This window comes from Nocardia sp. XZ_19_231 (genome assembly GCF_015355705.1).
In the GTDB taxonomy this organism is placed as follows: domain Bacteria; phylum Actinomycetota; class Actinomycetes; order Mycobacteriales; family Mycobacteriaceae; genus Nocardia; species Nocardia salmonicida.
This window is the reverse complement of record NZ_JACUZI010000008.1, coordinates 139,110-165,602: the sequence shown is the minus strand read 5'-3', so window position 1 is coordinate 165,602 and position 26,493 is coordinate 139,110. Positions and strand designations below refer to the sequence as shown.

Below are 26,493 nucleotides of genomic sequence, written 5' to 3'. Positions count from 1 at the left end.
AAGCGCCCGGACTCGACAGGAGTTCGGGCGCTTTCGTGTCTGCGAATGTTTATCGACGCATGAAGTCCGGGACGTTGATCTCGTCGTCGTCGTCGCCTTCGTGAACTTCCGGGTTGTTGACGCGGTTCATGGCCGCCTCTGTCACCCGCTGACGCTCCGACTCCCGGTACCGCTCGGTATCGCGGTAATTCGGCGCCGCGGCCCGACCACTGGACACCCCGGCCGTGGCGGGCTCGGTGGGACGCGACGGCGCCTCGGACGGACGTCCTTGGCCGATCTCGCCCGCGCGGCCGGAACCGATCGGGTTAGCCCCGGTCCGGCTCGTGGTGACCGCGCTGGTCTCGGTATTGCGTCGAGACGGGCCGCCACCGTCGAAGCCCGCGGCGATGACGGTGACCCGCACCTCGTCGCCGAGCGAATCGTCGATGACCGTACCGAAGATGATGTTGGCCTCGATGTGGGCCGCCTCCTGCACCAGCGAGGCCGCCTCGTTGATCTCGAACAGGCCGAGATCGGAACCGCCCGCGATCGAGAGCAGCACGCCGTGCGCACCATCCATGGAGGCCTCGAGCAGCGGCGAATTGATCGCCGTCTCGGCCGCCTTCACCGACCGACCCTCACCACGCGCCGAGCCGATGCCCATGAGTGCCGATCCGGCACCCGACATCACGCTCTTGACGTCGGCGAAGTCGACGTTGATCAAGCCGGGGGTGGTGATCAGGTCGGTTATACCCTGAACACCGTTGAGCAGCACCTCATCCGCGGAGCGGAAGGCGTCCATCAGACTCACCGCCGCGTCGCCCAGCTGCAGCAGCCGGTCGTTCGGAATGACGATGAGGGTGTCGCACGACTCGCGAAGCAGGTTGATCCCTACTTCGGCCTGGTTCCCGCGCCGCTTGCCCTCGAAAGAGAACGGCCGGGTGACGACTCCTATAGTCAACGCGCCCAGCTTGCGGGCGATGCTGGCGACGACGGGAGCGCCACCGGTACCGGTGCCACCACCTTCGCCGGCCGTGACGAAGACCATGTCGGCGCCCTTGAGCACCTCTTCGATCTCGTCCTTGTGGTCTTCTGCGGCCTTGCGGCCGACTTCCGGATCGGCTCCGGCACCGAGACCTCGGGTGAGTTCGCGGCCGACATCGAGTTTGACGTCGGCATCGCTCATCAGCAGGGCTTGCGCGTCGGTATTGACCGCGATGAACTCGACTCCCTTGAGTCCTTGTTCGATCATTCGGTTGACGGCGTTCACGCCGCCGCCGCCGATACCGACGACCTTGATCACTGCAAGGTAGTTGTGCGGGGGCGTCATGGGCTCTCGCCTTCCTTCGATCTTAAACCCTCAACCTCAACCATAGGGTTGGCGTTATGTCAAGTATCCGACTGCTGCGGAACGCTATTCGCAGCCACTGCGATCGCGGCGCAGGCGCGCCGAGATGAGAGCCAGAATCTTGTGCCACAAAGAATGTCGCTCACTTTACCGTGACCAGATTCGGACTCGAAACGTCGAACACGGTCCCCTCACGGGTCAGTAGCGGCAACACGACGGCAGCTTTGCGCTCGCCGTCGCCCGTGCCGCCCCACACTACCCTCCTGCCATCGCGAAGGCTCAGCGAGACATCCGAAATCGACCGTGCGACAACCTCGCCCACCTGCACAGACAAGGCGGGTGGCAGGGTGACCAGCACATCCACCGCCGCCCTGGCCGCCGCGGGCCCGGTGAACGAGCCCTCGGTGAGCAGTTTCGGCACCCCGATGGGCAATTCGGGCTCGATCGCGAATTCGACGCTCTCGGCGTCGATCAGGTGGGCGCCGTCCGGGCCTTCGAAATACACCACCGGTGTTCGCTCCACGACGGTGACCAGCACTGTCGAGGGGAATTTACGCTGCACCCTGACCGAGCGCACCTTCGGGATCGCGGCCACGCGCTGGGCGATCGCGGTGGTATCGATCCGTAACATCGAACGGCCGTCCGGAATTTCGAGTCGACCTCGCACATCGGCGTCCGGCACCGCCGACAGGCCGTCGATGCGCACGGTGCGCACCGACAGTGCCGGGGTGAACCAGGCCAGTGCCACCAGCAGGGTCACCACGACCACCCCGACCACCGTCCAGAGGCGGTAGCCGTGCCACCCGCGCGCGGCGGGCATCGGCAATCTCACCGGCCGCCCTGCTGCGGCCTGGCCCGCAGGCCGTCGAGGATCTGGCTGCCGAGCATTGTGACATCGCCCGCGCCCATGGTGATCACGACGTCGCCGTCGCCCGCGAGCCCGGCGACCTGCTTGCCGACCTTGGACATATCCGGCTGGTAGTGCACGGGTTCGGTCACCGACTGGGCGACCAGCGCGCCGTTGACGCCGGGCAGCGGGTCTTCACGGGCGCCGTAGACGTCGAGCACGACCACCTCGTCGGCCAGGCTCAACGCCGTGCCGAACTCCGTGGCGAAAGTGGCGGTGCGGCTGTAGAGATGCGGCTGGAACACCACGATGACCCGGCCGCGCCGCAGGCGGGCGCCGTCACGCGCTTCCTGGGCGACCAGTTGCGCGGCGGCCTCGAGCACCGCGCGGACCTCGGTCGGGTGGTGGGCGTAATCGTCGAAGACGCGCACCCCGTTTTCCCGACCGGTGAACTGGAATCGGCGATGCACGCCGCCGAATCCCTCCAGACCCTGCACGATCTCGTCGATATCGGCGCCGGTGGCGCGGGCGGCCAGCAGCGCCGCCAGCGCGTTGAGCGCCATGTGCCTGCCGGGCACCGACAGTCGCAACGACCGCGGCACCGTTTCGCCGTCGAGCTGGAACTCGACGATGCCGCCCACATCCCGCGGTTGCCAGTCGAGCAGCCGGGCGCCGACGGTCACGGGGGCATCGGCCAGATCGCCGGAGCCGTAACCGAGAACCTCGATTCCGCGTTCGGCCATGCGCGGTGCGACCCGCTGTGCCAACGCGAGCGAGCCGGGATCGTCGAGGCACACCACCAGCAGACCGCCGGGGGCGAGCCGGTCGGCGAAGTCGTCGAAGACCTGGACGTAGGCCTCGTCGGTGCCGAAGTAGTCGAGGTGATCGGATTCGATATTGGTGACCACGGCGACGTCCGGGTCGTATTGCAGCAGTGAGCCGTCGGACTCGTCGGCCTCGGCGACGAAGATGTCACCGCTGCCGTGATGGGCGTTGGTGCCCGCCTCGTTGAGCTCGCCGCCGACCGCGAACGACGGATCGGCGCCGCAGTGCTGCAACGTGACGATCAGCATCGAGGTGGTCGAGGTCTTGCCGTGGGTGCCCGAGACCAGCAGGGTCCGGTGCCCGCGCATCAGCGCGGCGAGCACGGTCGGGCGCATCAGCACGGGGATGTCGCGCCGATGTGCCTCGACCAGTTCGGGGTTGGTCTTCGGGATGGCGGCATAGGTGGTGACGACGACCGTCGGGCCGCCGGGCAGCAGATCGAGCGCGTCGGCGGCGTGGCCGATACGTACCTCGGCGCCGCGAGCCCGGAGCGACAACACACCGCGGCTCTCGCGGGCATCGGAACCGGAGACCTGCCCGCCGCGTGAGAGCAGGATGCGCGCGATACCGGACATGCCGGCGCCGCCGATGCCCACCATGTGCACGCGTTGGAGTTCGGGTGGCAGGGCCGCGCCGGTGGACTCCCCGATCTCCTGTTCCGGCTTGCTCATCGGGCGACCTCGGTGACGATCCTGGCCACCGTGTCGGCAGCATCGCGATGGCCTGCGCCTGCGGCGGCGCGGCTCATCTGCGCGAGTCGAGCGGGGTCGAGCAGCAGCGGAATCACCTCATCGATCACGTATTTCGGGGTCAGCTCGGCGTCGGCCACAATTGTGCCACCACCCTGCGCGACCACTGGTCGGGCGTTGAATTCCTGTTCGCCGTTGCCGTGCGGCAGCGGCACATAGAAGGCGGGCAGTCCGACCGCCGACACCTCGGCCACGGTCATCGCGCCGGATCGGCACACCACCGCGTCGGCGGCGGCGTAGGCCAGGTCCATCCGCGACAGGTAGGGCACCGCCACATACGGTGCGGGCGCGTCGGCGGTGCTCACCTCCACACTGTTCTTGGGGCCGTGCGCGTGCAGCACCGAGACGCCGGCGGCCGCGAGTTGCGGTGCGGCGCCGGAGACGGCCTCGTTGAGGCTGCGCGCGCCCTGCGAGCCACCGAACACCAGCAGCACCGGCCCCTCGGCGGGCAGTCCGAAGTGCGCGCGAGCCTGCGCCCGCAAGGCGGGACGATCGAGTTCGGTGATGGAGGCGCGCACCGGAATACCGACGACCTGCGCGCCTGCCAGCCCCGAATCCGGGACGGCGGCGAGCACTTTCGCGGCGAGTTTCGCGCCGACCTTGTTGGCGATACCGGCCTTCGCGTTGGCCTCGTGCACGATCACCGGCACCTTGCGCTTGCGGCCGAACAGCCCACCGCGCGCGGCGAGGTAGGCGGGCAGTGCCACGTAACCGCCGAATCCGATGATCACGTCGGCCTGCACGTCGTCGATCACCGCCCTGGTCGCCTTCACCGAGGCGAGCACCCGGCCGGGCAGTCGCAGCAGATCGGCGGAGGGCTTGCGCGGCAGCGGGACCGGCGGGATCAGTTCCAGTGGATACCCGCGTTCGGGCACCAGTTTCGTCTCGAGTCCACGCTCGGTACCCAAGGCGGTCACCCGGATCGAGTCGTCGAGCCTGCGCAACGCGTCGGCGACAGCCAGCGCGGGTTCGATGTGGCCTGCGGTTCCCCCGCCTGCAACGATCACCGACAACCCGGATCGCGGGTTACTCACCTGGATCTACCTCGTTCTCTCTATCTCGAATCGATCTCGCGAAGGCGTGCGTCATGCGCCGCCACCTCCGCCGGTCCGCCGTTTCACCGGGCGGTGTGGCATCGGGTAAGTCGGCTCCCATGCTCGTGTCGACCGTAGCGAACTCGTGCCGCGGCTCTCCGGCGCGCGTCGCCTGCGGTCGGCGGGCGGCTGGCGGCGAGGGGCCTGACGTGGGCGTTCGGTTCTGGGGCGCGGCGCGACTTTTCGCGGCACGGGCGGGGTGTACACCTCGGGCACCGGCAGTCGCAGCAGCCTGCTGAGTCTGCCGTCCTGGCCTGCCTTCAACGCCGAGACCGCTTCCGGTTCGTGCCGGGCGGCGCTGGCGATGATGCCGAACATGAACAGCGTGATCGCCAGCGACGAACCACCGGCAGAGACCAGCGGCAACTGCAGACCGGTCACCGGCAGCAGCCCCACGACGTAGCCGATGTTGATCAGCGCCTGCGCGGTGATCCAGGTGGTGGCGGTGGCGGTGAGCAGGCGAAGGAACGGGTCGACCGAGCGCAGCGCGATGCGGATGCCCGCGTAGGCGAACAGCGCCAGCAGCGCCAGCACCAGCATGCAGCCCAGGAAGCCGAGTTCCTCGCCGATGATGGCGAAGATGAAGTCGTTGTGCGAGTTGGGCAAATAGCTCCACTTCGCGCGGCTCTGTCCGAGGCCGCGGCCCCAGATGCCGCCGTCGGCGAGGGAGTACTTCGCCTGACGCGCCTGGTAATTGACACCCTGCGGATCGTCACCGGGATTGAAGAACGCGCGCACGCGGTCGGAGCGGTACCCGGCCGACAATGCCAGCACCGACGCGGCGACCAGACCGGTCACCAGGATCCCGACGAACAGTCGCACCGGCAGCCCGCCGAACCACAGCAGCGCCATCAGCACGATGCCGAGGGCGATGGTGGTCGACAGGTTCGGTTCGAGCACCACCAGCAGGCACACCAGCAGTCCGGCGGGCACCAGCGGCACCAGGATGTCCTTGAGTTGGGCGCCCCGGCGCGAGGCGAGCAGGTGCGCACCCCACACGATCAGGGTCACCTTGACGACTTCGGAAGGCTGGATCGACAGCGGGCCGATGTCGAACCAGCGTCGCGCGCCGCCGTGGATCGAGCCGATGCCGGGAATGAGCACCAGCACCAACGCGAGCACCGAGATGCTGAAGATCGGGAACGACCATTGGCGTAAGAACCGCAGCGGCAACCGCAGCGCCACATAGAAGGCGATCGCACCGAGCCCGGCGAACATGGCCTGCTGGATGAACAGCGCGTAGGCCGAACCGCCACCGGCATAGGCCTCGACGCTCGACGCCGACAGCACCATCACCAGACCGAGCACGGTGAGCAGGGTCGCGATGGTGACGATCAGATGGAACGACGCGAGCGGCCGGGCCAACCAGGCGCCGAAGCGCTCCCCCGCCCAATTCGGCTGCCCCGAACCGCTTCGGGTAGCACCCGCGCTCTGACCGACCCGACTGCTGTCGACGCTGCCCCGGCTCTTACCCACGCTGCCCCCTTTCGGGCGGTGACGGGTCGGCCGGGCGCGCCTTCGTCACAGCGCCCGCCCGATGTCACCATCTTCCAGTGCCGTCACCGCATCCACGAAACAGCGTCCGCGATGGGTGTAGTCGTCGTACATATCCAGGGAAGCGGCCGCGGGCGCGAGCAGGACGGTGTCTCCGGCGCTGGCCAGGCCCGCCGCGGCGCGCACCGCGCGGCCCATGACCGCCTCGGCTCGCTGGGATCTCGACGACTCCATGTCTGCATCGTCTCCCGCATCCAGCTCGATGACCGGGACTTCGGGTGCGTGTCGCGCCATCGCGGCAGCGATCACCGGCGCGTCGGCCCCGAACAACACCGCGCCGACCAGTCGATCACCGACCTCTTCGATCAGGTCGTCGACACTGGCGCCCTTGAGCAGACCACCCGCCACCCACACCACCTGCGGGTGCGCCATGATCGCGGCGCGTGCGGCGTGCGGGTTGGTGGCCTTGGAGTCATCGATGAACTCGACACCACCCAGTTCGCGGACGAACGCGGTGCGGTGCGGGCCCACCTTGTGCTCGGCGAGACCTTCTTTGACGAACTGCGGTGCCACATCGATGGCCCTGGTCAGCGCGGACGCGGCCAGCGCGTCGGCGATGCCTGCGGGTCCCGGCGGGCTGATGTCGCTGGTCTCGGCGAGGATCGCGGCCTTGGTGAAGGCGCGGTCGAGGAGCTTGCCGTCGACCACGCCCAGCTCGCCGTCGGCGGGGACGCCGATACGGAAGCCGACCGTGCGGCGGGCCTTGGCTTTACGGGCCAGTGCGCCAGCGACCGGATCGTCGAGGCCGACCACGCCGACCCGACCGGTCAGCGCGCGCGCTTTCGCGGCGGCGTAGGCATCGAGACCGCCGTGCCAATCCAGGTGATCCTCGGCGACATTGAGCACGACGCCCGCCTCGGGGCGCACCGAGGGAGCCCAGTGCAGCTGGAACGAGGACAGCTCGACGGCCAGGACTTGCGGACCGGGGTTGCGGCGCAGTGCGTCCAGGATCGGCAGGCCGATATTGCCGCAGGCCACGCTGGAGATGCCCGCGGCGCGCAGGATCGAGTGCGTCATCTGGGTGGTGGTGGTCTTGCCGTTGGTGCCGGTGATCACCAGCCACTTGCGGACCGGGCCGTAGATGCGGGCCTGATCGACCCACCAGGCGAATTCGACGTCGCCCCAGACGGGCACGCCGTCGGTGACCGCGGAGACCAGCACCGGCGAATCCGGTCGCCAGCCGGGACTGGTGATCACCAGCGCGAACCGGCTCAAATCGGCGCCTTCGAGTTCGACGCTGGTGGCGATCTCGAGGCCGAGTTCGGCGGCTTCGGCCAGTGCCTTGGCGCCGTTGTCGGTCACCACCGGGTGGGCGCCGATATCGCGCAGCGGTTCGATCAGCGAGCGTCCGGAGACGCCCCAACCGGCGACGAGAACGTCACGACCACGCAGGAATTCGAGCATCGGGCCCGGGGAACGCAGGGCGCGGGGCGAGTGTTCGACCATGTCTCTACTCACCCGACCTGTGACAGATATTCGCTGTAGAACAGGCCGAGGCCCACTGCGGCGGAGATGCCCGCCAAAATCCAGAACCGGATGATCACCGTGGTTTCGGCCCACTTACTCAACTCGAAGTGATGGTGGAACGGCGCCATCTTGAACAACCGATTGCGCGTGGTGCGGTACACCGCCACCTGCAGCATCACCGACGCCGCCTCGGCGACGAACAGCGCGCCGATCACGGCCATCAGCAGCTCGGTGCGGGTGGTGATCGACAGACCGGCGATCAGACCGCCGAGCGCCAGCGAACCGGTGTCGCCCATGAAGATGCGCGCGGGCGCGGCGTTCCACCACAGGAAGCCGATGCACGCGGCGGCGGCGGCGGCACAGACCAGGGCCAGATCGAGCGGGTCGCGCACGTCGTAGCAGCCGGGGCCGGGATTGGTGGAGCAGGAATTGCGGTACTGCCAGAAGGTGATGATCACGTACGCGCCGAGCAGCAGGCTCATCGAACCGGCCGCGAGACCGTCGAGACCGTCGGTGAGGTTCACCGCGTTGGACCAGGCCACGACCAAGAACAGCACCCAGACGACGAAGATGAGCGCGCCCATCGACACCGTGCTCCAGTCGCGCACATACGACAGGTGCTTGCTGGCGGGGGCCAGCCCGTCGGCGCTACGGAACTGCAGGGCCAGCACCGCGAAGATGACCGCGGCGGCGGTCTGCCCGATGTACTTGCCCGCGGCCGAGAGTCCGAGGTTGCGCTGCTTGCGCAGCTTGATGAAGTCGTCGAGGAATCCGACGATGCCGAGCGCGGTGGTGAGCCCGAGCACGAGCAGACCCGACGCCGTCGGACCTTCCGCGTCGTAGCCGATACCGATCAGGTGCGAGCCGAGATAGCCCGCCCACATACCGATCAGGATCGCGACACCACCCATGGTGGGGGTACCGCGCTTGGCCTGGTGACTGGCCGGACCGTCGACCCGGATCTCCTGGCCGAAGCCCTGCTTGGCGAACACCCGAACCAGCAACGGCGTCAACAGGATCGACACCGCCAGTGCGATCCCCGCCGCGAACAGAATCTGCCTCATCGAGCTGTATTACCTTCCGCTGCCCCGGTCAGGTGCTCGGCGACGGCCCACAGGCCCACCGCCTTCGACGCCTTGACCAGTACCACATCGCCTGCGGCGATCTCGTCGTCGAGCAGCGCGATCGCCGCGTCGATATCGGGAACGAGGATCGATTCCTCGCCCCATGAGCCTTCCATTACCGCTCCCTGATGCATGCCGTGGGAGGGTCGTCCGGTGCCGATCACGATCAATCGGTCGACATCGAGGCGCACGGCCAGGCGTCCGATCGCGTCGTGTTCGATCACCGAGGTGTCACCGAGTTCGCCCATCTCGCCGAGCACAGCCCAGCTGCGCCGGGGTTCCGAGCTCGACTTCGCGAGGGTGACCAGCGCTTTGAGCGCCGCGCGCACCGAGTCGGGATTGGCGTTGTAGGAGTCGTTGATGACGGTGACGCCCGCGGGCGTGGTCGTCACATCCATCCGGCGGACCGAAGCCGCGGTGGCGCCGGACAGCGCCTCGGCCACGGTCGCCAGATCGGCACCACATTCGAGGGCGACCGCCGCGGCGGCCAGGGCATTGCCGACCTGGTGTTCGCCGTGCACCGCGAGCTGGATCGAGATCGATTCGCCCACCGCGTGCAGGGTGAAACGGGCGCGGGCCTGGTCGTCGGTGACCACATCGGTGGCACGGATGTCGGCGTCGCCGGACAGGCCGACCTTCACCACTCGCGCCTTCGTCCGCGATGCCATGGCCGCGACGTTGGGGTCGTCGGCGTTGAGCACGGCCAGCCCTTCGGCGGGCAGAGCTTCGACGAGCTCGCCCTTGGCTTGTGCGATCGCCTCACGGCTACCGAATTCCCCGAGGTGGGCGGTGCCGACATTGAGCACCACGCCGATCCGGGGCGGTGCGATGCGGGCAAGTTCCGCGATGTGTCCGCGACCGCGCGCGGACAGTTCCAGAGCGAGGAACTTCGTGTCGGCGCCCGCGCGCAGGGCGGTCCACGGGTGGCCGAGTTCGTTGTTGAACGATCCGGGCGGCGCGACCACCGCGCCCAGCGGTGCCAGCACCGCCGCGAGCAGGTCTTTGGTCGAGGTCTTGCCGGAGGACCCGGTGACGCCGACGACGGTGAGCCCGGTGCGCTCGGCCAGCCGCTCGGTGCTCACGCGGGCCAGTTCGGCCAGCGCCGCCAGCACGGCGGCACCGGAACCGTCACCGTCGGCGCTGAGCGCGACCGAGGTCGCGGGCACCGAGCCGAGATCAGGGGCCACGACGATCGCGGGCACGCCGACCGGGCGGGCGGCGAGTACCGCGACCGCCCCGGCGGCGACAGCGGTGGCGGCGTAGTCGTGTCCGTCGGAGTTGGCTCCGGGTAGGGCGAGGAACAGATCGCCGGAACCGATTCGGCGCGAATCGAATTCGACCGAACCGGTCACCAGTGCCTGGGGGTCGGGTACGTCGTGCAGCTCGCCGCCGACGACGTCCGCGATCTCCCGCAGTGTCATCTCGATCATGAAACCGTCAAGTCCTCCGAGTCCGTGTGCGGACTGTGTCGTCTCCGTAAGGCATCCAGCGCCGCCGCGACCACCTCGCGGTCGTCGAAGGGATGCTTGACGCCCTTGATCTCCTGCCCCACCTCGTGGCCTTTGCCCGCGACGAGCACCACGTCGCCCGAACGCGCCCAGTCGAGTGCCGCGGCGATGGCCGCCGCGCGGTCACCGATCTCGCGGATCTCGCCGCGGTCGGTGTCCGGGAGTTCGTGCGCACCGGCCACCACGGCGGACCTGATGGCCGCCGGGTCCTCGGTGCGTGGGTTGTCGTCGGTGACGATCAGCAGGTCGGCGCGGGCCGCCGCGGCGCCCATGAGCGGGCGTTTGGCCACGTCACGGTCGCCGCCGGCGCCGAGCACGACGGCCAGCCTGCCGACTCCGGCTTCGGTGAGATGGCCGCGCAGGGTCGTGACGACCGATTCGATGGCGGCGGGCTTGTGCGCGTAGTCGACGACGGCGAGGAAATCCTGGCCGTGCTCGACGCGCTGCATCCGGCCCGGCACATCGACAACGGCGAGCGCCGGGGCCGCCACGGCGGGATCGACGCCGGCCGCGGCGCAGGTGGCGACGGCCAGCAGCGCGTTGGCGACGTTGTAGCGGCCGGGCAGGCGCAGGCGCACCGTCAGTTCGCCGTCGGGTCCGGCGGCGGTGAATTCCTGTTCGCCGCCGGTGGTCTTGATGTCGCCGCTGACCTGCCAGGTGGCCGCACCGGTCGTCGACACGGTGACCGGCTCGACCAGGTCACCGGCCAGGCGGGTGCCCCATTCGTCGTCGACGCAGACCACCGTGGTGCGCGCGGCGACCGGCGAATCCGCGTCGAACAGCCGACGTTTCGCCGCGAAGTAGTCCTCGAAGTCCTTGTGGAAGTCCAGATGATCCTGGGAGAGATTGGTGAACGCGCCGACCGCGAATCGCACACCGTCGACCCGGCCCAGCGCGAGCGCGTGGCTCGACACCTCCATCACGACCGCGTCGACGCCCTGCTCGACCATCGCGGCGAACATCGCGTGCAACTGCGGCGCCTCGGGCGTGGTGAGCGCGCTCGGCACCCGCTGCCCGCCGATGCGGGTCTCGATGGTGCCGATCAGCCCGGTGGACAGTCCGGCCGCGGCCAGACCGGCCTCCACCAGATACGAGGTGGTGGTCTTGCCGGAGGTGCCGGTGATGCCGACAATGCGCAGCCGATCGCTGGGATGGCCGTAGATCTCGGCGGAGAGTTCACCGAGTACCGCGCGGGGCTGCTCGCGCACCAGCACGGGTACCGCGACGTCACCGATCAGCTCGGCGCCCGCGGCATCGGTGAAGACCGCCACCGCGCCGTTGGCGATCGCGTCGGCGGCGAATCGGGCGCCGTGCGCGTTCGCGCCGGGTAACGCGGCGAACAGGTCACCGGCGCGCACCGCGTTGGATCGTTGCTCGATGCCGGTGACGCTTACCTCGGCGGACGCCGGAGTCGCCGTCGTGGCGCCGGTGAGGTCCGCCACGGCCTGCAGCGACGTCGACAATGGAGTGGTTGGCCGGAGCGCGTGCGGGCTGGACTGCGCGGGCACAAGGCTCCTCTCTGAGAGTGATCGAGCGCGTAGGCGAGACGAGCAGTCAGGTTACCGACGCGCGGTGTCGGTCGGACAACGCGGGTTGAGTTAATTGTTGTTCTCGGCCCGCCCGCCTCTGGACTGAGTGGAGGGTGCGACGAAGGAGTACCCGGAGGGAGGGAAGAGGCGGGCAACCAGGGGCCGAGAACTGCGGCACCAGCCGTTATGTCACCGCCTCCAGCACCAGCCGCTTGGGCTCCGGCGACGGTGGCACCCGGTCGCGCTGCAACGCCCAGGAGGCGATGCTGTGGAACAGCGGGGCGGCGGACCCGCCGCCGGTGCCGTCGGAGCTGCGCACGGGCGCGTCGAGCATCATGCCGATCACGTAGCGGGGATTGTCGGCGGGCGCCATCCCGGCGAACGTGCTGTAGAACGACGAGGTCGAATAGCACCGGCACGCGGGGTCGACCTTCTGTGCCGTGCCGGTCTTGCCTGCCACCTGGTAACCCTCGATCGAGGCGGGTGCGCCGGTACCCATCTGGACGCCCATCGGGTCCTTCTGCACGGTCGCCTGGAACAGCTCGCGCAGGGTGTGCGCGGTCTGCGGGCTCACCACGCGCACGCCGTCGGGCTGCAGTTCCTCGGTGCGGGTGCCGTCGGGGGCGACCTTGGCCTTGACGATGCGCGGCGGAATCCGCAGGCCGTCGTTGGCGATGGCCTGGTACATGGCGGTCATCTGCAGGGTCGTCATCGAAAGACCCTGGCCGATGGGCAGGTTCGCGAAGGAGCCGCCGGACCACTGGTCGCGGGCGGGTACCTGGCCGCCGCTCTCGCCGGGGAGGCCGACGCCGGTGCGCTGTCCGAGCCCGAATCGGTTGACCATATCGGCGAACCGGTCCTCACCCACCCGCTGGGCGAGCATGAGAGTGCCGACGTTGGAGGACTTTCCGAAGATGCCGGTCGTCGTATAGGCCGCGACGTCGTGTTGCCACGCGTCGTTCACGGTGACGCCCGACATGCGGATCGAGCCCGGCACCTGCAGCACCTCGTCGGGATCGGTCACGCCGTATTCGATGGCGGCCGCCGCGGTGACGATCTTGTTGACCGAGCCGGGTTCGAAGGGTTCGGCGACAGAGGGGTTGCCCATCTTGCCCGAGGCCCAATGATTCGGGCCGAGTGCGGGATTGAAGGTGCCGTCGTTGGCCATCGCGAGCACCTGGCCGGTCTTGGCGTCGAGCACCACCGCCGAGGCCGAGGACGCGCCGGACACCTGTTTGGCCTGTTGCACCTGCTGCTGCACGTAGTACTGCAGGTCCGCGTCGAGGGTCAGCTCCACGCCGTAGCCGTTCACGGCGGGCTGCAGGTCACGGTAGCTACCGGGGATCACCGCGCCGTCGGAGCCCTGGTCGTAGGTGCGCGAACCGTCGGTACCCGACAGCACCGAGTCCAGTGCGGATTCCAGGCCCATCTGACCGTGCCGGTCGCCGCCGATCGCGCCGACGACATTCGACGCCAGCGAACCACCGGGATACTCGCGCAAGTCCTGCCGTTCGGCGCCGACCTCCGGGAATTTGGCGGTGATCTCGGAAGCGACCCGTGGGTCGACATTCTTGGCCAGGTAGTGGAACTTCTTGTCGCTGCGCAGTTTGTCGAGCAGTTCCTGCTCGGTGGGTGCGCCGAGCTTGTCGTGGATGAACTTCGCGATGTCTTTGAGCCGCTGCTCCGGATCCGGTGCGCTCGGCTTGAGCTTCTTGGCTTCGGCCAGTTGCTCGCGCACCGTCACCGGCTGGAAGGTCAGGGCTTTCACGGTGAGCGTGAAGGCGAGCTGATTACCGTGCCGGTCGGTGATGGGACCGCGTACGGCCGCCTCGGTGGCCTTGATGGTGCGCTGTGAGGCCGCCTGCGCCGACAGCGCGGGGGCGGCGAAGCTCTGGATGTAGAGCAACTGCAACGCGACCACCGCGAGGGTGGCCAGCAGGGTGACCCGGCCGACGCCGAGGCGAAGGCGGATCGGCCGGTCCGGCGAGAGCGAGCCCGAGCGACGGGCCCTCGACGAGACCGGCCCGCGTCGCTGCTGCGACGCGGGCCCGCTCTGCTTCATCGAGGACCATCCTGCGATTCGACGACCTGCGGCTGTTCGCTCGGCGGTCCGGCCGCGGGGGCTCGTTGTCCGGGGGCCGACGCGGCGACGCCCGGCGCCGGTAACGGCGCATCGACCGGAGCCGACGGGTCGGCCACGACACCCGGTGCGGGTGATGGCGTGTCGGCCGCGACGAGCGGTTCACCCTGACCTGCGACGTCGACCCGATCGGGCACGGTCGTCGGCGCGAGCGGAGCCGGGGCACCGCCGTCGACCGGCGCGGGAACCTCGCCGTTCGCCGGAGCGGGGACGGCCGCGTCGACCGGAGCCGGAGCGATCGGGGCCGGAGCGGCCGCCGGCTGCGGTGGGTTCACGGCGGTGGGCGTCGGCACCGCCGGTGACGCGAGCACGTTCGTCGGAACACTGTTGGGCACAGCACGGCTGGGTGCGCTCGGACTCGCCGCAGCCGCACCGGGCTGCACCGGCACCACACGCTCACCCTGCGCCTGGGCGTGGCCCGGCGCCGGATTCGGCGTGGTGGTCGGCGGACCGTTCAGCGGCGGCACCGGCGCACCCTGTGCGGGCGTCGGGTTACCGATCACGGTGACCTCGCCGTCTGGGCCGAGCACCAGCCTGGCCGGATCCTTCGCGGGGATCATGCCGAGTTCACGTGCACGGGCAGCCAATTCGGGAGCGGAGTCGGCGGCGGCGACCTCGCGCTGCAGCGCGGCCCGCTCGTCGTCGAGCTTGCGGTTGACCGCCCTGGCGTCACCGAGCTGGTAGCTGTCCTCGGCGGCACGGGTGGTGAGCAACAGGGTCAGGGCGAGGCCGCAGCCGAGCAGTCCGATGATCGCGGTGACGAACGGGATCCGCCCCGCCATCGTCGAGGACGGTTCGGGCAGTTCGATGCCGTCGAGCAACTGTTCCCTGGTGCGCTTGCGGGCATAGGCCCGCTGTGCCGCACCGGACTTCACTCGTTCGGCCGCCTCCACGCGCCGGGCAGTCTTGCTCGGCACCGCGACTGTGCTCGTCCGCACGCTCATCGTGTCCCCTCCTGTGTCCTCCCTGACCTCTCCGCGATTCGTTCAGCCGCGCGCATCCGCACCGGCGCGGATCGCGGATTGACCTCGATCTCGGACTCGGTCGCTTTTTCCGCTCCACGGGTCAGCATCCGGAATTCCGGGCCCATGCCGGGCAGTTCGACCGGCAGGTCCATCGGTGACCGGGAGATGATCCGTGGCGCGAGTTCGTGTTTGACCAGCCGGTCTTCGAGCGACTGGTACGACATGACGCAGATCCGTCCGCCCACACGCAGTGAATCCAGTGCCGCGGGCAATGCCGCCCGCAGCGAGTCGAGCTCACCGTTGACCTCCACCCGCAGCGCCTGGAACGAGCGCTTGGCCGGATGTCCGCCGGTGCGGCGCGCCGCGGCCGGAATGGTCGCGTAGAGCACCTCGACGAGTTCGGCGCTGGTGGTGAACGGCTTGACCGTCCGCCTGCGCAGCACCTCCGAGGCGATCTTGCCCGCGAACCGTTCGTCGCCATAGGTTTTCAGCACCCGGGCCAGATCGCCGTGGCTGTAGGTGTTGAGCACGTCGGCCGCGGTTATTCCGGTGGTCGGGTCCATCCGCATGTCCAGCGGGGCGTCGACGGAGTAGGCGAAGCCGCGCTCGGCCTCGTCGAGCTGCATCGACGACACTCCCAGGTCCATGAGAATGGCTGAGACGGAACCAGTTTCGTCCAGTCCCGCTTCGGCCAGCGCCGCCGGGATGCCGTCGTAACGGGTGTGCACCAGGGTGATCCGGTCGGCATAGGGCGCCAAGCGCTCGCCCGCCATACGCAACGCGGTGGTGTCGCGGTCGAGACCGACCAGACGCGCCTGCGGGTAGGTGCGCAGGAAATGCTCGGCGTGCCCGCCCAATCCGAGGGTCGCGTCGATGTAGACCGCGCCCGGCTCGCTCAGCGCGGGGCCGAGCAGATCGTCGGCGCGCTCGAGCAGAACTGGCACATGACGGGGGTTCTCGGCGTCATGGTTCACCTCGACCTCCCGGGATACTGCCTCGCGTCGCAGACAGGTCGCCTTGCCACACAGTGCTTTTCGAATGAGTTGGTGATGCGAATGCTTCGAGGTCTCTGACCGGGGCAAGGCACCTGGCGTCGGGGAAGTACGTCAGGGTCCACGCCCGGGCAGAGGCCTCGCAGCACTCGCGTGCTCCGGGTCAGAAGATTCCGCCCAGCGACTCGTCTCCGGCTTGCGCGTAGTCCTCCTCGTGTTCTTCGAGGTAGGTCTCCCACGCCTGCTTATCCCATATCTCGAGGAAGTCGACCGAACCGATCACCACGCAATCCCGCGAGAGGTTCGCGTAGCGCCGATGGTCCGGCGACAGCGTGATCCGGCCCTGTGCGTCAGGACGTTGCTCATCGGTGCCTGCCGCCAACGCTCGAACGAAAGCCCTTGCCTGCGGGTTGCTTCGGGACGCCGACGCGGCTCGCCGCGCGAGCGCGGTGAACTCGTCTTTGGGATACACGGCCAGGCTGTGGTCTTGGCCTTTCGTGACCATCAACCCTCCCGCCAGATCGTCTCGAAACTTCGCAGGCAACGTCAGCCGCCCTTTGTCGTCCAATCGGGGGGTGTAGGTACCGAGGAACATCTCGGCCACCTCCCTACTGGATTCACCTCGCCGTACGGCCTCTCCTGTAGTGCGCGACCCACATTACCCCACTTTCCCCCACTTTCAATCGAAACCCTGAGTGATCCTGCTCCCCGCCAACACAATTCCGCAGGTCATCCCAGCTATCACTGAGATTCGCGGTTATCCGGTGTTCGGGCAACCCGCGCGGGTCGGCCACCTGCGGTTCCGACAACGTTCAGCAAACATCGCAGGTGCGACGTGGGCCGGATGCCCGGGTGGGGGAAGTGTGGGGAACGGTGGGGAAGGTGGGGGGACCGCCCTGACCGTGCGCTGTCAGCGCGGGGCCCACGGACGCACGAAGGCGGCGCCACACCCGGTGGTGGGTGTGGCGCCGCCTTCGTAGTCGGCTAGGTCTGAGCTATTCCTGCTCGAACCGTCGCCGGAATCGGTCTTCCATTCGCTCGGAGAAGCCGCCGGACTTGCGCTGGCGACCACCTCGGGCAGCGGGTCCCGTCGTCGGGCCGCTGCCCGCCGCGGGGGACTCGGTCGCGTCCGGTCGGGCGGCGCGACGCGAATTGCCGACCATCAGCAGGACACCAGCGCCGAACATGGCGATGAATCCGACGAGACTGATGATCGGGAAACCGCCCGGTTTGAACGGGGCGGCGATGCCGGCGACGAGCAGAAAAAGGCCGACGGCGAACAACGCCGCAGCTTGGAGTCTGCGTCGACTCGACGTGGAGCGAAGACGTCCGCCACGAACGGACGAAGCGAACTTCGGATCCTCAGCATAGAGAGCGCTCTCGATCTGTTCGAGCATGCGCTGCTCGTGCTCGGAGAGTGGCACGGTACCTCCCCCGGCACTAGGCGTGGCTGGTCGCCTCCGGGTAGGCGACGGGTAGCCGACCTTGGCGGCTATCTGCTCCCCATGATACGAGTTCGATCGGCGGCGTACCACCTACTCGGTCATAACTAAGCGGTCATGTCGCGGCCACGACTCGGCTGCGGGAGGCTCTTAGCCGCGGCTACCAGCGCATCGTCGACGTCGTAGAGGAATGCGCCCACCCGTGAGCAGAACTCGTCGGCTTGTGTGTCGGTGATCGCGCGGTCCAATCCGGCCTCCAACGCGGCCCGTAATTGCGAGTGCGCCTCGAAGTAGTCGGCCCACATCACGAATTCTGGGCTTGTGCGTCTCAGTAACACCCAGGCGCTGCGTGAACGCGCTCGCGGCGCCCGGTCGGCGCCGGTGAGCGCGATCATCGAGCCCGCACCACGCAGCGCGGCCAGGTACGCGGTGCGGAACCGCTCCCCCGGTTCGTGCTCCCACGCGGAATCGGTGAGCAGAGCATCGGCCTGGCGTAGTAGTCCGCCGGCCCGCCCATCGTGGCCCGCGTGTGCTCGACCATCGTTGTGACCAGCCATCTGCTGCCCCTTTCGCCCCTCGCACTGATCGAACTAACATTCGAACGTTTGAATTGAGATTGAATATAGGGACACCCACCGACAACTTTCCGCGTCCGCGCGCCATCGACGAGAGCCATGACAGCCGTCAAGCCGAATCACACCCCCGCACCCGTCGTCGTCGACCTCAGCGTCGCCGCCCTGCGCGCACGCCTGCACGACGCCCTGTCGGTCTATGTCGCCGCCATGGATTACCCCCGCGGCACCGAACACCATCGCGCCCCGATGTGGACCGAACACACCACAAGGGCGGGCTGGCGGGCGGTGGCCGCGGTGCTGCCCGACGATTCGGGCGGCGTCGACCTGCGCACGGCGCCGATTCTGGCCATCGCCTACGGCTACAGCGGCGCACCGCGGCAGTGGTGGCATCAGCAGGTGCAGACCGGGATGCGGCGCTGCGGGTGGCCCGACGCCGCCGCCCGCGACCTGCTCGCCGACTATTTCGAACTCACCGAACTGCACGTCCACCCGGCCGCGCAGGGGCGTGGCATCGGTGCGCGGCTGCTCGAGCGATTGCTGGCCGACCGCGCCGAGGCGGCCGTGCTGCTGTCGACGCCGGAAGTCCCGGAGGAGGCGAACCGCGCCTGGAAGCTGTACCGGCGGGCCGGATTCACCGATGTGATCCGCAATTTCGTGTTCGCGGGCGATACCCGTCCGTTCGCCATCCTCGGGCGCAGGCTGCCGATGCCTCCCGCGCGCCCGTGACGACAGTAGTGGTCGGTTCGGGCCACAACGCACTGGTCGCGGCCTGTTATCTGGCGCGAGCCGGGCAGCGGGTACAGGTGCTCGAGCGCGACGAGGTGCCCGGTGGCGCGGTGTCGACGGTGGAGCGGTTCCCGGGGCATCTCGTCGATCGCGGATCGTCGGCGCACATCATGATCCGGCACACCGGGATCATCGAGGAGCTCGAGCTCGAGCGGTTCGGGTTGCGCTATCTCGACTGTGATCCATGGGGGTTCACACCGTCCGACGGTGCGCGCGCACCGATCGTGTTCCATCGTGATCTCGACGCGACGTGCGCGTCGATCGCGGCGGCCTGCGGTGTCAAGGACGCTGACGCATATCGTCGGTTCGTCGGAGTGTGGGGCGAGCGCAGCGCGCGGGTGATGCGCTCGTTCGGTGGGCCGCCGACGCCGGGCAGGCTTCTTCGCTCGTTCTGGGGGCTGGACGCGCGGGCCGGTGGATCTGCGTTGTCGCGGGAGTTCTTGCAGACCGGTGACGCGCTGCTGGACTTCTGGTTCGACGACGAACGCCTCAAGGCCTCACTCGCGTGGTTCGGCGCCCAGTCGGGTCCGCCGATGTCGGAACCGGGGACGGCGTCGATGGCCGGGTTCGCCGCGCTCATGCATACCTTGCCGCCCGGACGCGCGGTGGGCGGCAGTGGGGCGCTCAGTGCGGCGTTGATCGCGCGCCTTCGTGCCGACGGTGGCGAGCTGCACACCGGTGACGCCGTCACCTCGCTGCGCCGAGCCGGCGGCGGTTGGCTGGTGGCGACCGAGTCGGGCCGGACTCTGCGGGCCGACACGGTGATCGCGGGCTCCCACATCCTGGCGACGCTCGACCTGTTGCGCGCGGGCGATTTCGACGCCGCTGTCCTCGATGATTGGCAGCGCCGCATCCGAGTGGGCCCCGGCATCGGCATGGTGGTGCGGCTGGCCACCGATCGGCTACCCGAATACCCTGGGGCCTCGCCTGCCGAATCCGCCCGTGGTCTGCAGTTTCTCGTCTCGGACCGCCGACAGCTTCGACTGGCCCACGGCGCCGCTCTGGCCGGTTCACTGCCGCCACGGCCGGTGGTGCTGGGGATGAGTTTCAGCGCGATCGACCCGTCCATCGCCCCCGCGGGCGAACATCAGCTATCGCTGTGGGCGCAATGGCATCCCTATGAGCTCGCCGATGGCGGCGACTGGGCAGCACACGCCGAGCACGAGGCCGATCGGATCGTCGCCGAGGTCGAACGGTACGCCCCGGGTTTCACCTCCTCGGTGCGTCGACGATTCACGCAGACGCCGGTCGACCTCGAGCGGGAGATGGGTCTGCGCGGTGGCAATGTCATGCACGTGGAGATGTCGCTCGATCAGATGATGATGTGGCGCCCGCTGCCGGAGTTGTCGGGCCAGCGCGTCCCCGGCGCTCCCGGCCTGTACCTGACCGGCGCCTCCACCCACCCCGGCGGCGGAGTGTCCGGAGCCAGCGGGCGCAGCGCGGCCCGATTGGTTCTGGGTGATCGCCGTAAGCGCCGCTTCACCCTGCCGCACAAGCGATGAAAGCGTCCTCTTCGTATCGCCTGAGTCCGTTCGGGTGCACACCGCCGCGAACTCGCTGGGTCGATCCCCGCCGTGCGATTCCCGCTGTCATCGCGCTGGCTTTGGTGCTCGTGCAGATCACCTATCCCTTGAGTGCGGGTGTGGCACGCGATCGGATCACCGTCGTCGTGGTGGCCCTGTCGGCCGCGACGGCCTTGTCGCACGCGGCGACGACTCGCGGATTGCGGTGGGCCTGCGGATTCTTCGCCATCGTGTCCGGGCTCGGGCTCATCGCGGAGATCGTCGGCACCGCGACCGGGTTCCCCTTCGGCAGCTACGCCTATGCCGTCGATCGGCTCGGGCCCGCGTTCGCCGATGTTCCGCTGGCGGTGCCGTTGGCTTGGACCGGCGGGCTGTACCCGATCTGGATCGTCGCGAGCATGCTGGTGTCCGACGGGCCCCAGGTCGGGTCGAACGTCCGACGTGTGGGACTGTTCGCCCTCGGTGCGGTCGGCTGGGATCTGTTCCTCGATCCGCAGATGGTCGCCGACGGCCAGTGGACGTGGGCGGTCACCGACGCCGGCCTCCCCGGTCTGCCCGAGATCCCGTTGACGAACTATCTGGGCTGGGCGCTCGTCGCCGTGATCATGGCGGTGCTGCTCACCGTGCTCGATCAGCGACTCGCGCCCCCGCACGACTCCTCGGTGGCGGTCCCGGTCGCGGTGTTCGGGTGGACCTGGCTCGGCTCGGCCCTCGCGCACGCGGTATTCCTCGGCCTCCCGGCGTCGGCGATCTGGGGTTTCGCCGGTCTCGGCTTGCTCGGATTCCCTTTGTTTCGGCGTGCGCGGCACCGAGCAACGCGCGTTTCGACCGGCCGACCCCGCTGAGACACACCCCGATTCTGGGCGAAAATGCCTGATCGGCACGGGTGAGCGGTGCGCGGTGGGCCCGTCGTGTGGGCTCTGGGGCCTGAGCCTGGCACGATGTCAACCGTGCAGCCGAGTCCCGTCGCCGAGATGCCCGCTCCTTCGCCGCGTCGTTCCGTGCCCGCGCGGCGCGTGGCGGCCGTTGCCGTCCTGCTGGCATTGCTCGTGCCCGCGCTGGCCGGGTGCCTGCGGGTGCAGGTGTCGATGGGGGTGTCGTCGAACGACCGCGTGTCGGGGCGGATCGTCGCCGCGGTGGTGCCGACAGGGCCCGAAGACAAAGGACCCCAACTGAAGGCGCCGGAGTCGTTGGCGGCGAAGGTGCGGGTGGAGAACTACAACCAGGACGGGTACGTCGGCACCCAGGTGTTCTTCGACGATCTGTCCTTCGGCGAGGTCGGCCAGCTCGGCGGACTCTCGGATCAGACACAGGGCATGTTCACCCTCGACTTCCAGCGCAGTGGCGATCTGGTGAGTCTCACCGGGCGGGTCGATCTGGAATCGGTCCCCCCGCACGGCTCGGATGTGCAGTTCTCCGTAGCGTTCCCGGCCCGCGTCGCCAAGACCAACGGCACCCGCGAGACCACCGACAGCGAGAACACCGTGTCGTGGAAGCTGCCCGCGGGCGAGGTGTCGACCATGCGCGCCGAGGTGAAGTACGCCGATCCCAACACCCGTTCGTTCGCGGGCTGGGCGGGCATCGTCGGCGGCATCACCCTCGCGGTGGCCGCGCTCATCGCGGGACTGGCGTTCCGTGATCGCAACCCCGGCCCGCCGAACGCGCCGCGCGGCGGCTTCTCCCCCTCCGAGATGTGGCGCGAGATCTCCAGTCGCAGACTGGGCCGTTGACGTGGGCGCGGCGGCCCGCTACCTGACCTGGGCGGGCACGGGCCTGGCCGCGCTCGGCGCGACCACCGCCGCCTACAACCTGGTCACTCTGCGCACCCTGCCACGTGGGGTCGCGGGCGTGATCGAACCGGTCACGGTGTGCGTCCCCGCCCGTGACGAAGCCGCCCGCCTGCCCGCGCTGATCGCCGACCTTCGCGCCCAAACCGGCGTCCCTCGCATGAACGTGCTGATCCTCGACGACGCGTCCACCGACGACACCTACGAAGCCGCACTGGCCGCGATCGCCGGAGACGAACGCTTCACCGTCCTGCGCTCCGCCGCCCACCCCGCCCCTGGCTGGACCGGCAAAGCCGCCGCCTGCGCGCGCCTTGCCGCCCGCACCGACGCCGCAGCCCTGGTCTTCGTCGACGCCGACGTTCGCCTCGCTCCCCACGCCGTCGCGGCGGCGGTGACCGAATTACGCAGGCGCTGTGCGGGTTTGGTGTCGGCCTGGCCGATACAGGAAGCAGGTTCGACCACCGAGCGCTTGGTCCAGCCGTTGCTCGCGTGGTCGTGGGCGTCGACCCTGCCGGTCGGCCCGGCCAATCACAGTCTGCGGCCGTCCACCGCCGTCGCGTGCGGGCAGTTCCTCGCCGTCGACGCCGAGGCCTACCGCGCGGGCGGCGGTCACGCGGCCGTAGCAGCCAGCGCCACCGAGGATCTCGACCTCGCCCGTGCCGTGCGTCGCGCAGGCCACCGCACCGCGCTGGTGACCGCGGGCCCGGCCGCCAGGACCCGAATGTATACCGGCCCGACCGAGCTCACCGACGGCTACACCCGGTGGCTGTGGTCGGCCTACGGCGGCCGTCTCGACACCGGCGCAGCCATCGCCGTCCTTGCCGCCCTCGCCTATTGGATCCCCCCACTGGCAGCGATCTTCGGCCGCGGCCGAACCCGTCGAGCAGGTCTGTTCGGCTACCTGGCCGCCGTCACGAGCCGACTCACCGCCCGCACCATCGAAACCCGGCGAGTGCCTACAGGTTCCGACGTAGCCTCGGCCGTTGCCCACCCACTCTCGGTGGCCCACTACCTCACCCTGTGGACCCGCTCCCACCATCGCCACCGCACCGGCCGCCTGCGCTGGAAACAGCGCCCTCTGGTCACTCCCGACAACCCGATCGCCCAACACGCCTGAGGCCCTTCGAACCCCACCGTCGGCCAGTGCGCTCACTCCACTTCGGTGATCCCGACGGTCGGAAAGAAGAAACAGGACCGGCCCGCATTATCGGTGGTCCCGAAGACAGCGGCCAGCACAGTGCCCCGCCCGGTATCGACGGGCACAGCACGAACACCGCCGACCGGGACAGCGGCGAAGAGGAAGTCACGAATGGCGGTCTCGGCGAGAGGACGCAACTCGACGGGAACCTCGGGCGGCACCATCGCGCGCACGATGTCGGCGATCGGACCCATCGAGGCCATCCCGCCCCGACCGGTGCTGATATTGAGCCAGGCCACCTGCATACCGGAGGTCTTCGTGGCGGCGGTGTCGGGAGCGAGCCCGTAGGGCAGGAAGGTGAACAGCGTCTGGCCGGATTTCACGGCCGAGAGATCGAGCCCGGGTATCGGGAGGGTGTTCGTCGGCCACGGGCCGGGGACCGCGCCAGCGACTGCCGGGACAAGGCCCGCGCCGTCACCGGTGCAGTTCGCGGCGACCGTGGGGTAGAGAAACGGCTGGATGCCCATGGCTTTCAGCGTCTCGACGACGGTTTGGTAGGCGCCGAGCAGATCACCCGGCCCCGCCGCGGGCGTGGTGTTCGGTGCGTCCCTGGTGACAACAGGCGTCACCGGCGCGGCCGGTTCGCCCGCGGCCGACGGCCCGGCCAGCAGCAACGCGGCGGCGCAGGCCACCAGCGAGGTCAGTGTGGTGGAACGACGCGGCATGATCACGACGTACTCCTCATCGACGCAGAGGAGCCCGACGCTACCGCGTGCGATGAGTGAATCAGGGCAGGTGAAGTAACCCGCCGTTCGGCGCGTCGCAATCTCGCAGCGACCGCAGCCCGGTGTCCGCCCGCAACCCGCCACCCGATCCGGCGGCCACCGCGCAGCGCTCCCACGCCAGCCGCCTGGACGACCGATCGTCTCGACCCCGCGATCAGGGCCGCCGCGGGTCACCGACCACACCGAACCTGGGCAATTATGACTGCGTCTACGGCCGCCTCCAAGCTCTGCGCTCACGATGATTTCTACCGTTGTGCGCAGTCGTGCCTATGCCACATGCTGATTCGACTCGGGCCACGAACCCGGGGCGCAACCATCCAGAGCGACCGAGAGACCTGGCTCGATGACGTCGCAGCAACCCGCCCGTTTCGGGGTGTGGGTGCTTCTGCCGGGATCGATGGAGGAGATTTTCGTGCTGAACGTGGGCTACCGCCGCCGACATATCGACCAGTGCCGGGTGACAGCGACGGCGTGTCGGGTCTGAGCGCCGCCAGATCGCGAACCCGTCGCTGGCCGGGTGGAGGTCACCGTGCCTCGTTCCACTGTTTTCCGAAGGACTCCCATGACCGCGTCTGCCGTATCCGGCGCCGAGACCGCGCCCTTACCGCCCGGCGACGCTCCCCCCACTGAGCCGGAATCCGCCGACAAGGCGCCCGAGGACCTTCCCCGGATCGTCAGCTCGTGGCACCCGTGGCGTTGGGTCGTCGGGGCGGTCGCGCTGCTGGTGGTAGCCCAGTTCGCGCACGGTCTGATCACCAATCCGGGCTGGGACTGGGGCACTTTCGCCCAGTACTTCACCGCGAAGTCGGTGATGGCCGCGCTCCGGGTGACCATCGAGCTGACCCTGTGGGGCACCGTTCTCGGTTTCGTGCTCGGCACGCTGCTGGCGATCGGGCGGGTGTCGAACAATCCCGTACTGCGGGTGATCGCGTGGACTTACATCTGGGCGTTCCGTTCGATCCCGTTGATCGTGCAGCTGCTGTTCTGGTTCAACATCGCCTACCTGTATCCCCGCCTGTCCGTGGGCATTCCGTTTGGTCCGGCCTTCTTCGATTTCGAAGTCAACGGCGTCATCAGCGGTTTCACCGCGGCGGTGATCGGCCTCGCCCTGCATCAGGCGGCGTACTCGGCCGAACTGATCCGGGCGGGTCTGCTCGCCGTGGACGACGGTCAGCTCGAAGCTGCCGCCGCGCTGGGCATTCCGCGCTGGCGGCAGTTCCGCACGATCGTGTTGCCGCAGGCGATGCGCTCGATCCTGCCGAACGCGGCCAACGAGGTGATCAGCCTGTTCAAGGGCACCTCGATCGTGTCGGTGATGGCGATCGCGGAGCTGTTCTACCAGGTGCAGGTGATCTTCGGGCGCAACGGCCGAGTGGTGCCGCTGCTCATGGTGGCGACCGTCTGGTACATCGTGCTCACCACGGCGCTGTCGATCGTCCAGTACTACATCGAACGCCACTACGCCAAGGGCGCACACCGTGAGGTGCCGCCGACACCGTGGCAGCGGGTCCGCGCCAAGGTCACCGAGATCGCCGCCGGTGCGGCCGCACCCCGAGGAGCAACCCGATGACCGCAGCGGTGCTGGCGCGCGGAATCCGCAAGTCCTACAACGGCACCGAGGTCCTGCGTGGCGTGGATCTGGCGGTGCGTACCGGCGAGGTGGTCGCGGTGATCGGGCCGTCCGGCTCCGGCAAGTCCACGCTGCTGCGGGTGCTCAATCATCTGGAAGCGCAGGACGCGGGCACGGTGCACGTCGACGGTGAGCTGATCGGTTACCGGCAACGTGGCAACATCCTGCGTTCGCTACCCGACCACGCGGTGCGCGCCCAGCGCAGCCATATCGGCTTCGTGTTCCAGCAGTTCAACCTGTTCCCGCATCTCACCGTGCTCGACAATGTTGTGCTCGCCCCGATCTCGGCGCAGCGCCGCCCGCGCGGCGAGGTGGTCGCCGAGGCGAAACAGCTCTTGGATCGGGTGGGCCTGGCCGATTTCGTCGACGCCTACCCCCGGCGGCTCTCCGGCGGCCAGCAGCAGCGCGTGGCCATCGCGCGGGCGCTCGCCTTGAAACCACGACTGATCCTGTTCGACGAGCCCACCTCCGCACTCGACCCGGAGCTGGTGGGCGAGGTCCTCGCGGTGATCCGCGATCTCGCGCACAGCGGCACCGCCCTGGTGATCGTCACCCATGAAATCGGTTTCGCCCGTGAGGTCGCCGACACCGTGGTGTTCCTCGACGAAGGACAGATCGTCGAACAGGGCCCGGCGGCCACCGTTCTCGACCAACCGACACATCCACGCACGCAGGCATTCCTGTCGCGCGTGCGCTGATCATCCCC

General features: G+C 68.9%; 23 protein-coding genes and 1 riboswitch. Of the genes, 7 read left to right on the top strand and 16 right to left on the bottom strand.

Features of this window, described 5'->3' with window-relative positions:
• Positions 1-49: 49 nt before the first annotated feature.
• The 15 genes from ftsZ to IBJ82_RS28765 all read right to left on the bottom strand — a co-directional run bounded on the left by ftsZ (position 50) and on the right by IBJ82_RS28765 (position 18,120).
• Positions 50-1,309, bottom strand: a complete 1,260-nt coding sequence (ftsZ, locus tag IBJ82_RS28835; protein WP_194829118.1) for a cell division protein FtsZ — start codon at positions 1,307-1,309, stop codon at positions 50-52.
• 160 nt (positions 1,310-1,469) lie between these two features.
• The gene (locus IBJ82_RS28830; RefSeq protein WP_194829179.1) at positions 1,470-2,147 is read right to left on the bottom strand and encodes a cell division protein FtsQ/DivIB; all 678 of its coding nucleotides are present in this window, start codon (positions 2,145-2,147) and stop codon (positions 1,470-1,472) included.
• A gap of 8 nt (positions 2,148-2,155) precedes the next feature.
• The gene (murC, locus tag IBJ82_RS28825) at positions 2,156-3,670 is read right to left on the bottom strand and encodes a UDP-N-acetylmuramate--L-alanine ligase (RefSeq protein WP_194829117.1); all 1,515 of its coding nucleotides are present in this window, start codon (positions 3,668-3,670) and stop codon (positions 2,156-2,158) included.
• Entirely contained in the window at positions 3,667-4,782 is a 1,116-nt protein-coding gene (murG, locus tag IBJ82_RS28820; protein ID WP_194829116.1) for an undecaprenyldiphospho-muramoylpentapeptide beta-N-acetylglucosaminyltransferase, read from the bottom strand. The genes murC and murG overlap by 4 nt, the downstream gene beginning before the upstream one ends.
• Positions 4,783-4,833: 51 nt before the next feature.
• Positions 4,834-6,207: a putative lipid II flippase FtsW gene (gene ftsW / locus IBJ82_RS28815; protein ID WP_194829178.1), complete on the bottom strand. Its 1,374-nt coding sequence runs from the start codon at positions 6,205-6,207 to the stop codon at positions 4,834-4,836.
• Positions 6,208-6,363: 156 nt separating this feature from the next.
• Positions 6,364-7,800, bottom strand: coding sequence for a UDP-N-acetylmuramoyl-L-alanine--D-glutamate ligase (gene murD / locus IBJ82_RS28810; RefSeq protein WP_194829177.1), 1,437 nt, complete (start codon positions 7,798-7,800; stop codon positions 6,364-6,366).
• Positions 7,801-7,850: 50 nt separating this feature from the next.
• Complete coding sequence (gene mraY / locus IBJ82_RS28805) at positions 7,851-8,927, bottom strand: phospho-N-acetylmuramoyl-pentapeptide-transferase (protein ID WP_194829115.1); 1,077 nt, start codon at positions 8,925-8,927, stop codon at positions 7,851-7,853.
• Positions 8,924-10,417: a UDP-N-acetylmuramoyl-tripeptide--D-alanyl-D-alanine ligase gene (gene murF, locus IBJ82_RS28800; protein WP_194829114.1), complete on the bottom strand. Its 1,494-nt coding sequence runs from the start codon at positions 10,415-10,417 to the stop codon at positions 8,924-8,926. The genes mraY and murF overlap by 4 nt, the downstream gene beginning before the upstream one ends.
• Positions 10,414-12,003, bottom strand: coding sequence for a UDP-N-acetylmuramoyl-L-alanyl-D-glutamate--2,6-diaminopimelate ligase (locus IBJ82_RS28795; RefSeq protein ID WP_194829113.1), 1,590 nt, complete (start codon positions 12,001-12,003; stop codon positions 10,414-10,416). The genes murF and IBJ82_RS28795 overlap by 4 nt, the downstream gene beginning before the upstream one ends.
• A gap of 205 nt (positions 12,004-12,208) precedes the next feature.
• Positions 12,209-14,086, bottom strand: coding sequence for a penicillin-binding protein 2 (locus IBJ82_RS28790; protein ID WP_194829112.1), 1,878 nt, complete (start codon positions 14,084-14,086; stop codon positions 12,209-12,211).
• Entirely contained in the window at positions 14,083-15,108 is a 1,026-nt protein-coding gene (locus IBJ82_RS34920; protein ID WP_228537825.1) for a hypothetical protein, read from the bottom strand. Before IBJ82_RS34920 ends, IBJ82_RS28790 begins: the two co-directional genes overlap by 4 nt.
• Positions 15,105-16,103: a 16S rRNA (cytosine(1402)-N(4))-methyltransferase RsmH gene (gene rsmH / locus IBJ82_RS28780; protein WP_131816764.1), complete on the bottom strand. Its 999-nt coding sequence runs from the start codon at positions 16,101-16,103 to the stop codon at positions 15,105-15,107. Before rsmH ends, IBJ82_RS34920 begins: the two co-directional genes overlap by 4 nt.
• A 181-nt stretch (positions 16,104-16,284) precedes the next feature.
• Entirely contained in the window at positions 16,285-16,716 is a 432-nt protein-coding gene (gene mraZ, locus IBJ82_RS28775; protein ID WP_056816815.1) for a division/cell wall cluster transcriptional repressor MraZ, read from the bottom strand.
• A 400-nt stretch (positions 16,717-17,116) separates the two neighbouring features.
• Positions 17,117-17,545, bottom strand: a complete 429-nt coding sequence (locus IBJ82_RS28770) for a DUF3040 domain-containing protein (protein ID WP_194829111.1) — start codon at positions 17,543-17,545, stop codon at positions 17,117-17,119.
• 125 nt (positions 17,546-17,670) lie between these two features.
• Entirely contained in the window at positions 17,671-18,120 is a 450-nt protein-coding gene (locus tag IBJ82_RS28765; protein WP_194829110.1) for an SAV_6107 family HEPN domain-containing protein, read from the bottom strand.
• Positions 18,121-18,237: 117 nt separating this feature from the next.
• Here IBJ82_RS28765 and IBJ82_RS28760 point away from each other — a divergent pair, with 117 nt between their 5' ends.
• The 5 genes from IBJ82_RS28760 to IBJ82_RS28740 all read left to right on the top strand — a co-directional run bounded on the left by IBJ82_RS28760 (position 18,238) and on the right by IBJ82_RS28740 (position 23,351).
• The gene (locus tag IBJ82_RS28760) at positions 18,238-18,864 is read left to right on the top strand and encodes an N-acetyltransferase (RefSeq protein WP_194829109.1); all 627 of its coding nucleotides are present in this window, start codon (positions 18,238-18,240) and stop codon (positions 18,862-18,864) included.
• Positions 18,861-20,426 (top strand): NAD(P)/FAD-dependent oxidoreductase, encoded by a 1,566-nt coding sequence (locus IBJ82_RS28755; RefSeq protein ID WP_194829108.1) that lies wholly within the window; start codon positions 18,861-18,863, stop codon positions 20,424-20,426. The genes IBJ82_RS28760 and IBJ82_RS28755 overlap by 4 nt, the downstream gene beginning before the upstream one ends.
• The gene (locus IBJ82_RS28750; RefSeq protein WP_194829107.1) at positions 20,423-21,292 is read left to right on the top strand and encodes a carotenoid biosynthesis protein; all 870 of its coding nucleotides are present in this window, start codon (positions 20,423-20,425) and stop codon (positions 21,290-21,292) included. The genes IBJ82_RS28755 and IBJ82_RS28750 overlap by 4 nt, the downstream gene beginning before the upstream one ends.
• A gap of 129 nt (positions 21,293-21,421) precedes the next feature.
• Positions 21,422-22,177, top strand: a complete 756-nt coding sequence (locus IBJ82_RS28745) for a DUF3153 domain-containing protein (protein WP_194829176.1) — start codon at positions 21,422-21,424, stop codon at positions 22,175-22,177.
• A 1-nt stretch (position 22,178) separates the two neighbouring features.
• Positions 22,179-23,351: a glycosyltransferase family A protein gene (locus IBJ82_RS28740; RefSeq protein ID WP_194829106.1), complete on the top strand. Its 1,173-nt coding sequence runs from the start codon at positions 22,179-22,181 to the stop codon at positions 23,349-23,351.
• 32 nt (positions 23,352-23,383) lie between these two features.
• Here the strand turns inward: IBJ82_RS28740 and IBJ82_RS28735 are convergent, their stop codons facing one another.
• Positions 23,384-24,097: a hypothetical protein gene (locus tag IBJ82_RS28735; protein WP_228537854.1), complete on the bottom strand. Its 714-nt coding sequence runs from the start codon at positions 24,095-24,097 to the stop codon at positions 23,384-23,386.
• Between the two features lie 370 nt (positions 24,098-24,467).
• A riboswitch (SAM riboswitch) is annotated at positions 24,468-24,561 on the top strand.
• 158 nt (positions 24,562-24,719) lie between these two features.
• Between IBJ82_RS28735 and IBJ82_RS28730 the strand changes: the two genes are divergently transcribed.
• A complete protein-coding gene (locus IBJ82_RS28730) occupies positions 24,720-25,727 on the top strand; it encodes an amino acid ABC transporter permease (RefSeq protein WP_194829104.1) in 1,008 nt (335 codons plus the stop codon).
• Complete coding sequence (locus IBJ82_RS28725; RefSeq protein ID WP_194829103.1) at positions 25,724-26,485, top strand: amino acid ABC transporter ATP-binding protein; 762 nt, start codon at positions 25,724-25,726, stop codon at positions 26,483-26,485. Before IBJ82_RS28730 ends, IBJ82_RS28725 begins: the two co-directional genes overlap by 4 nt.
• Positions 26,486-26,493: the final 8 nt, after the last annotated feature.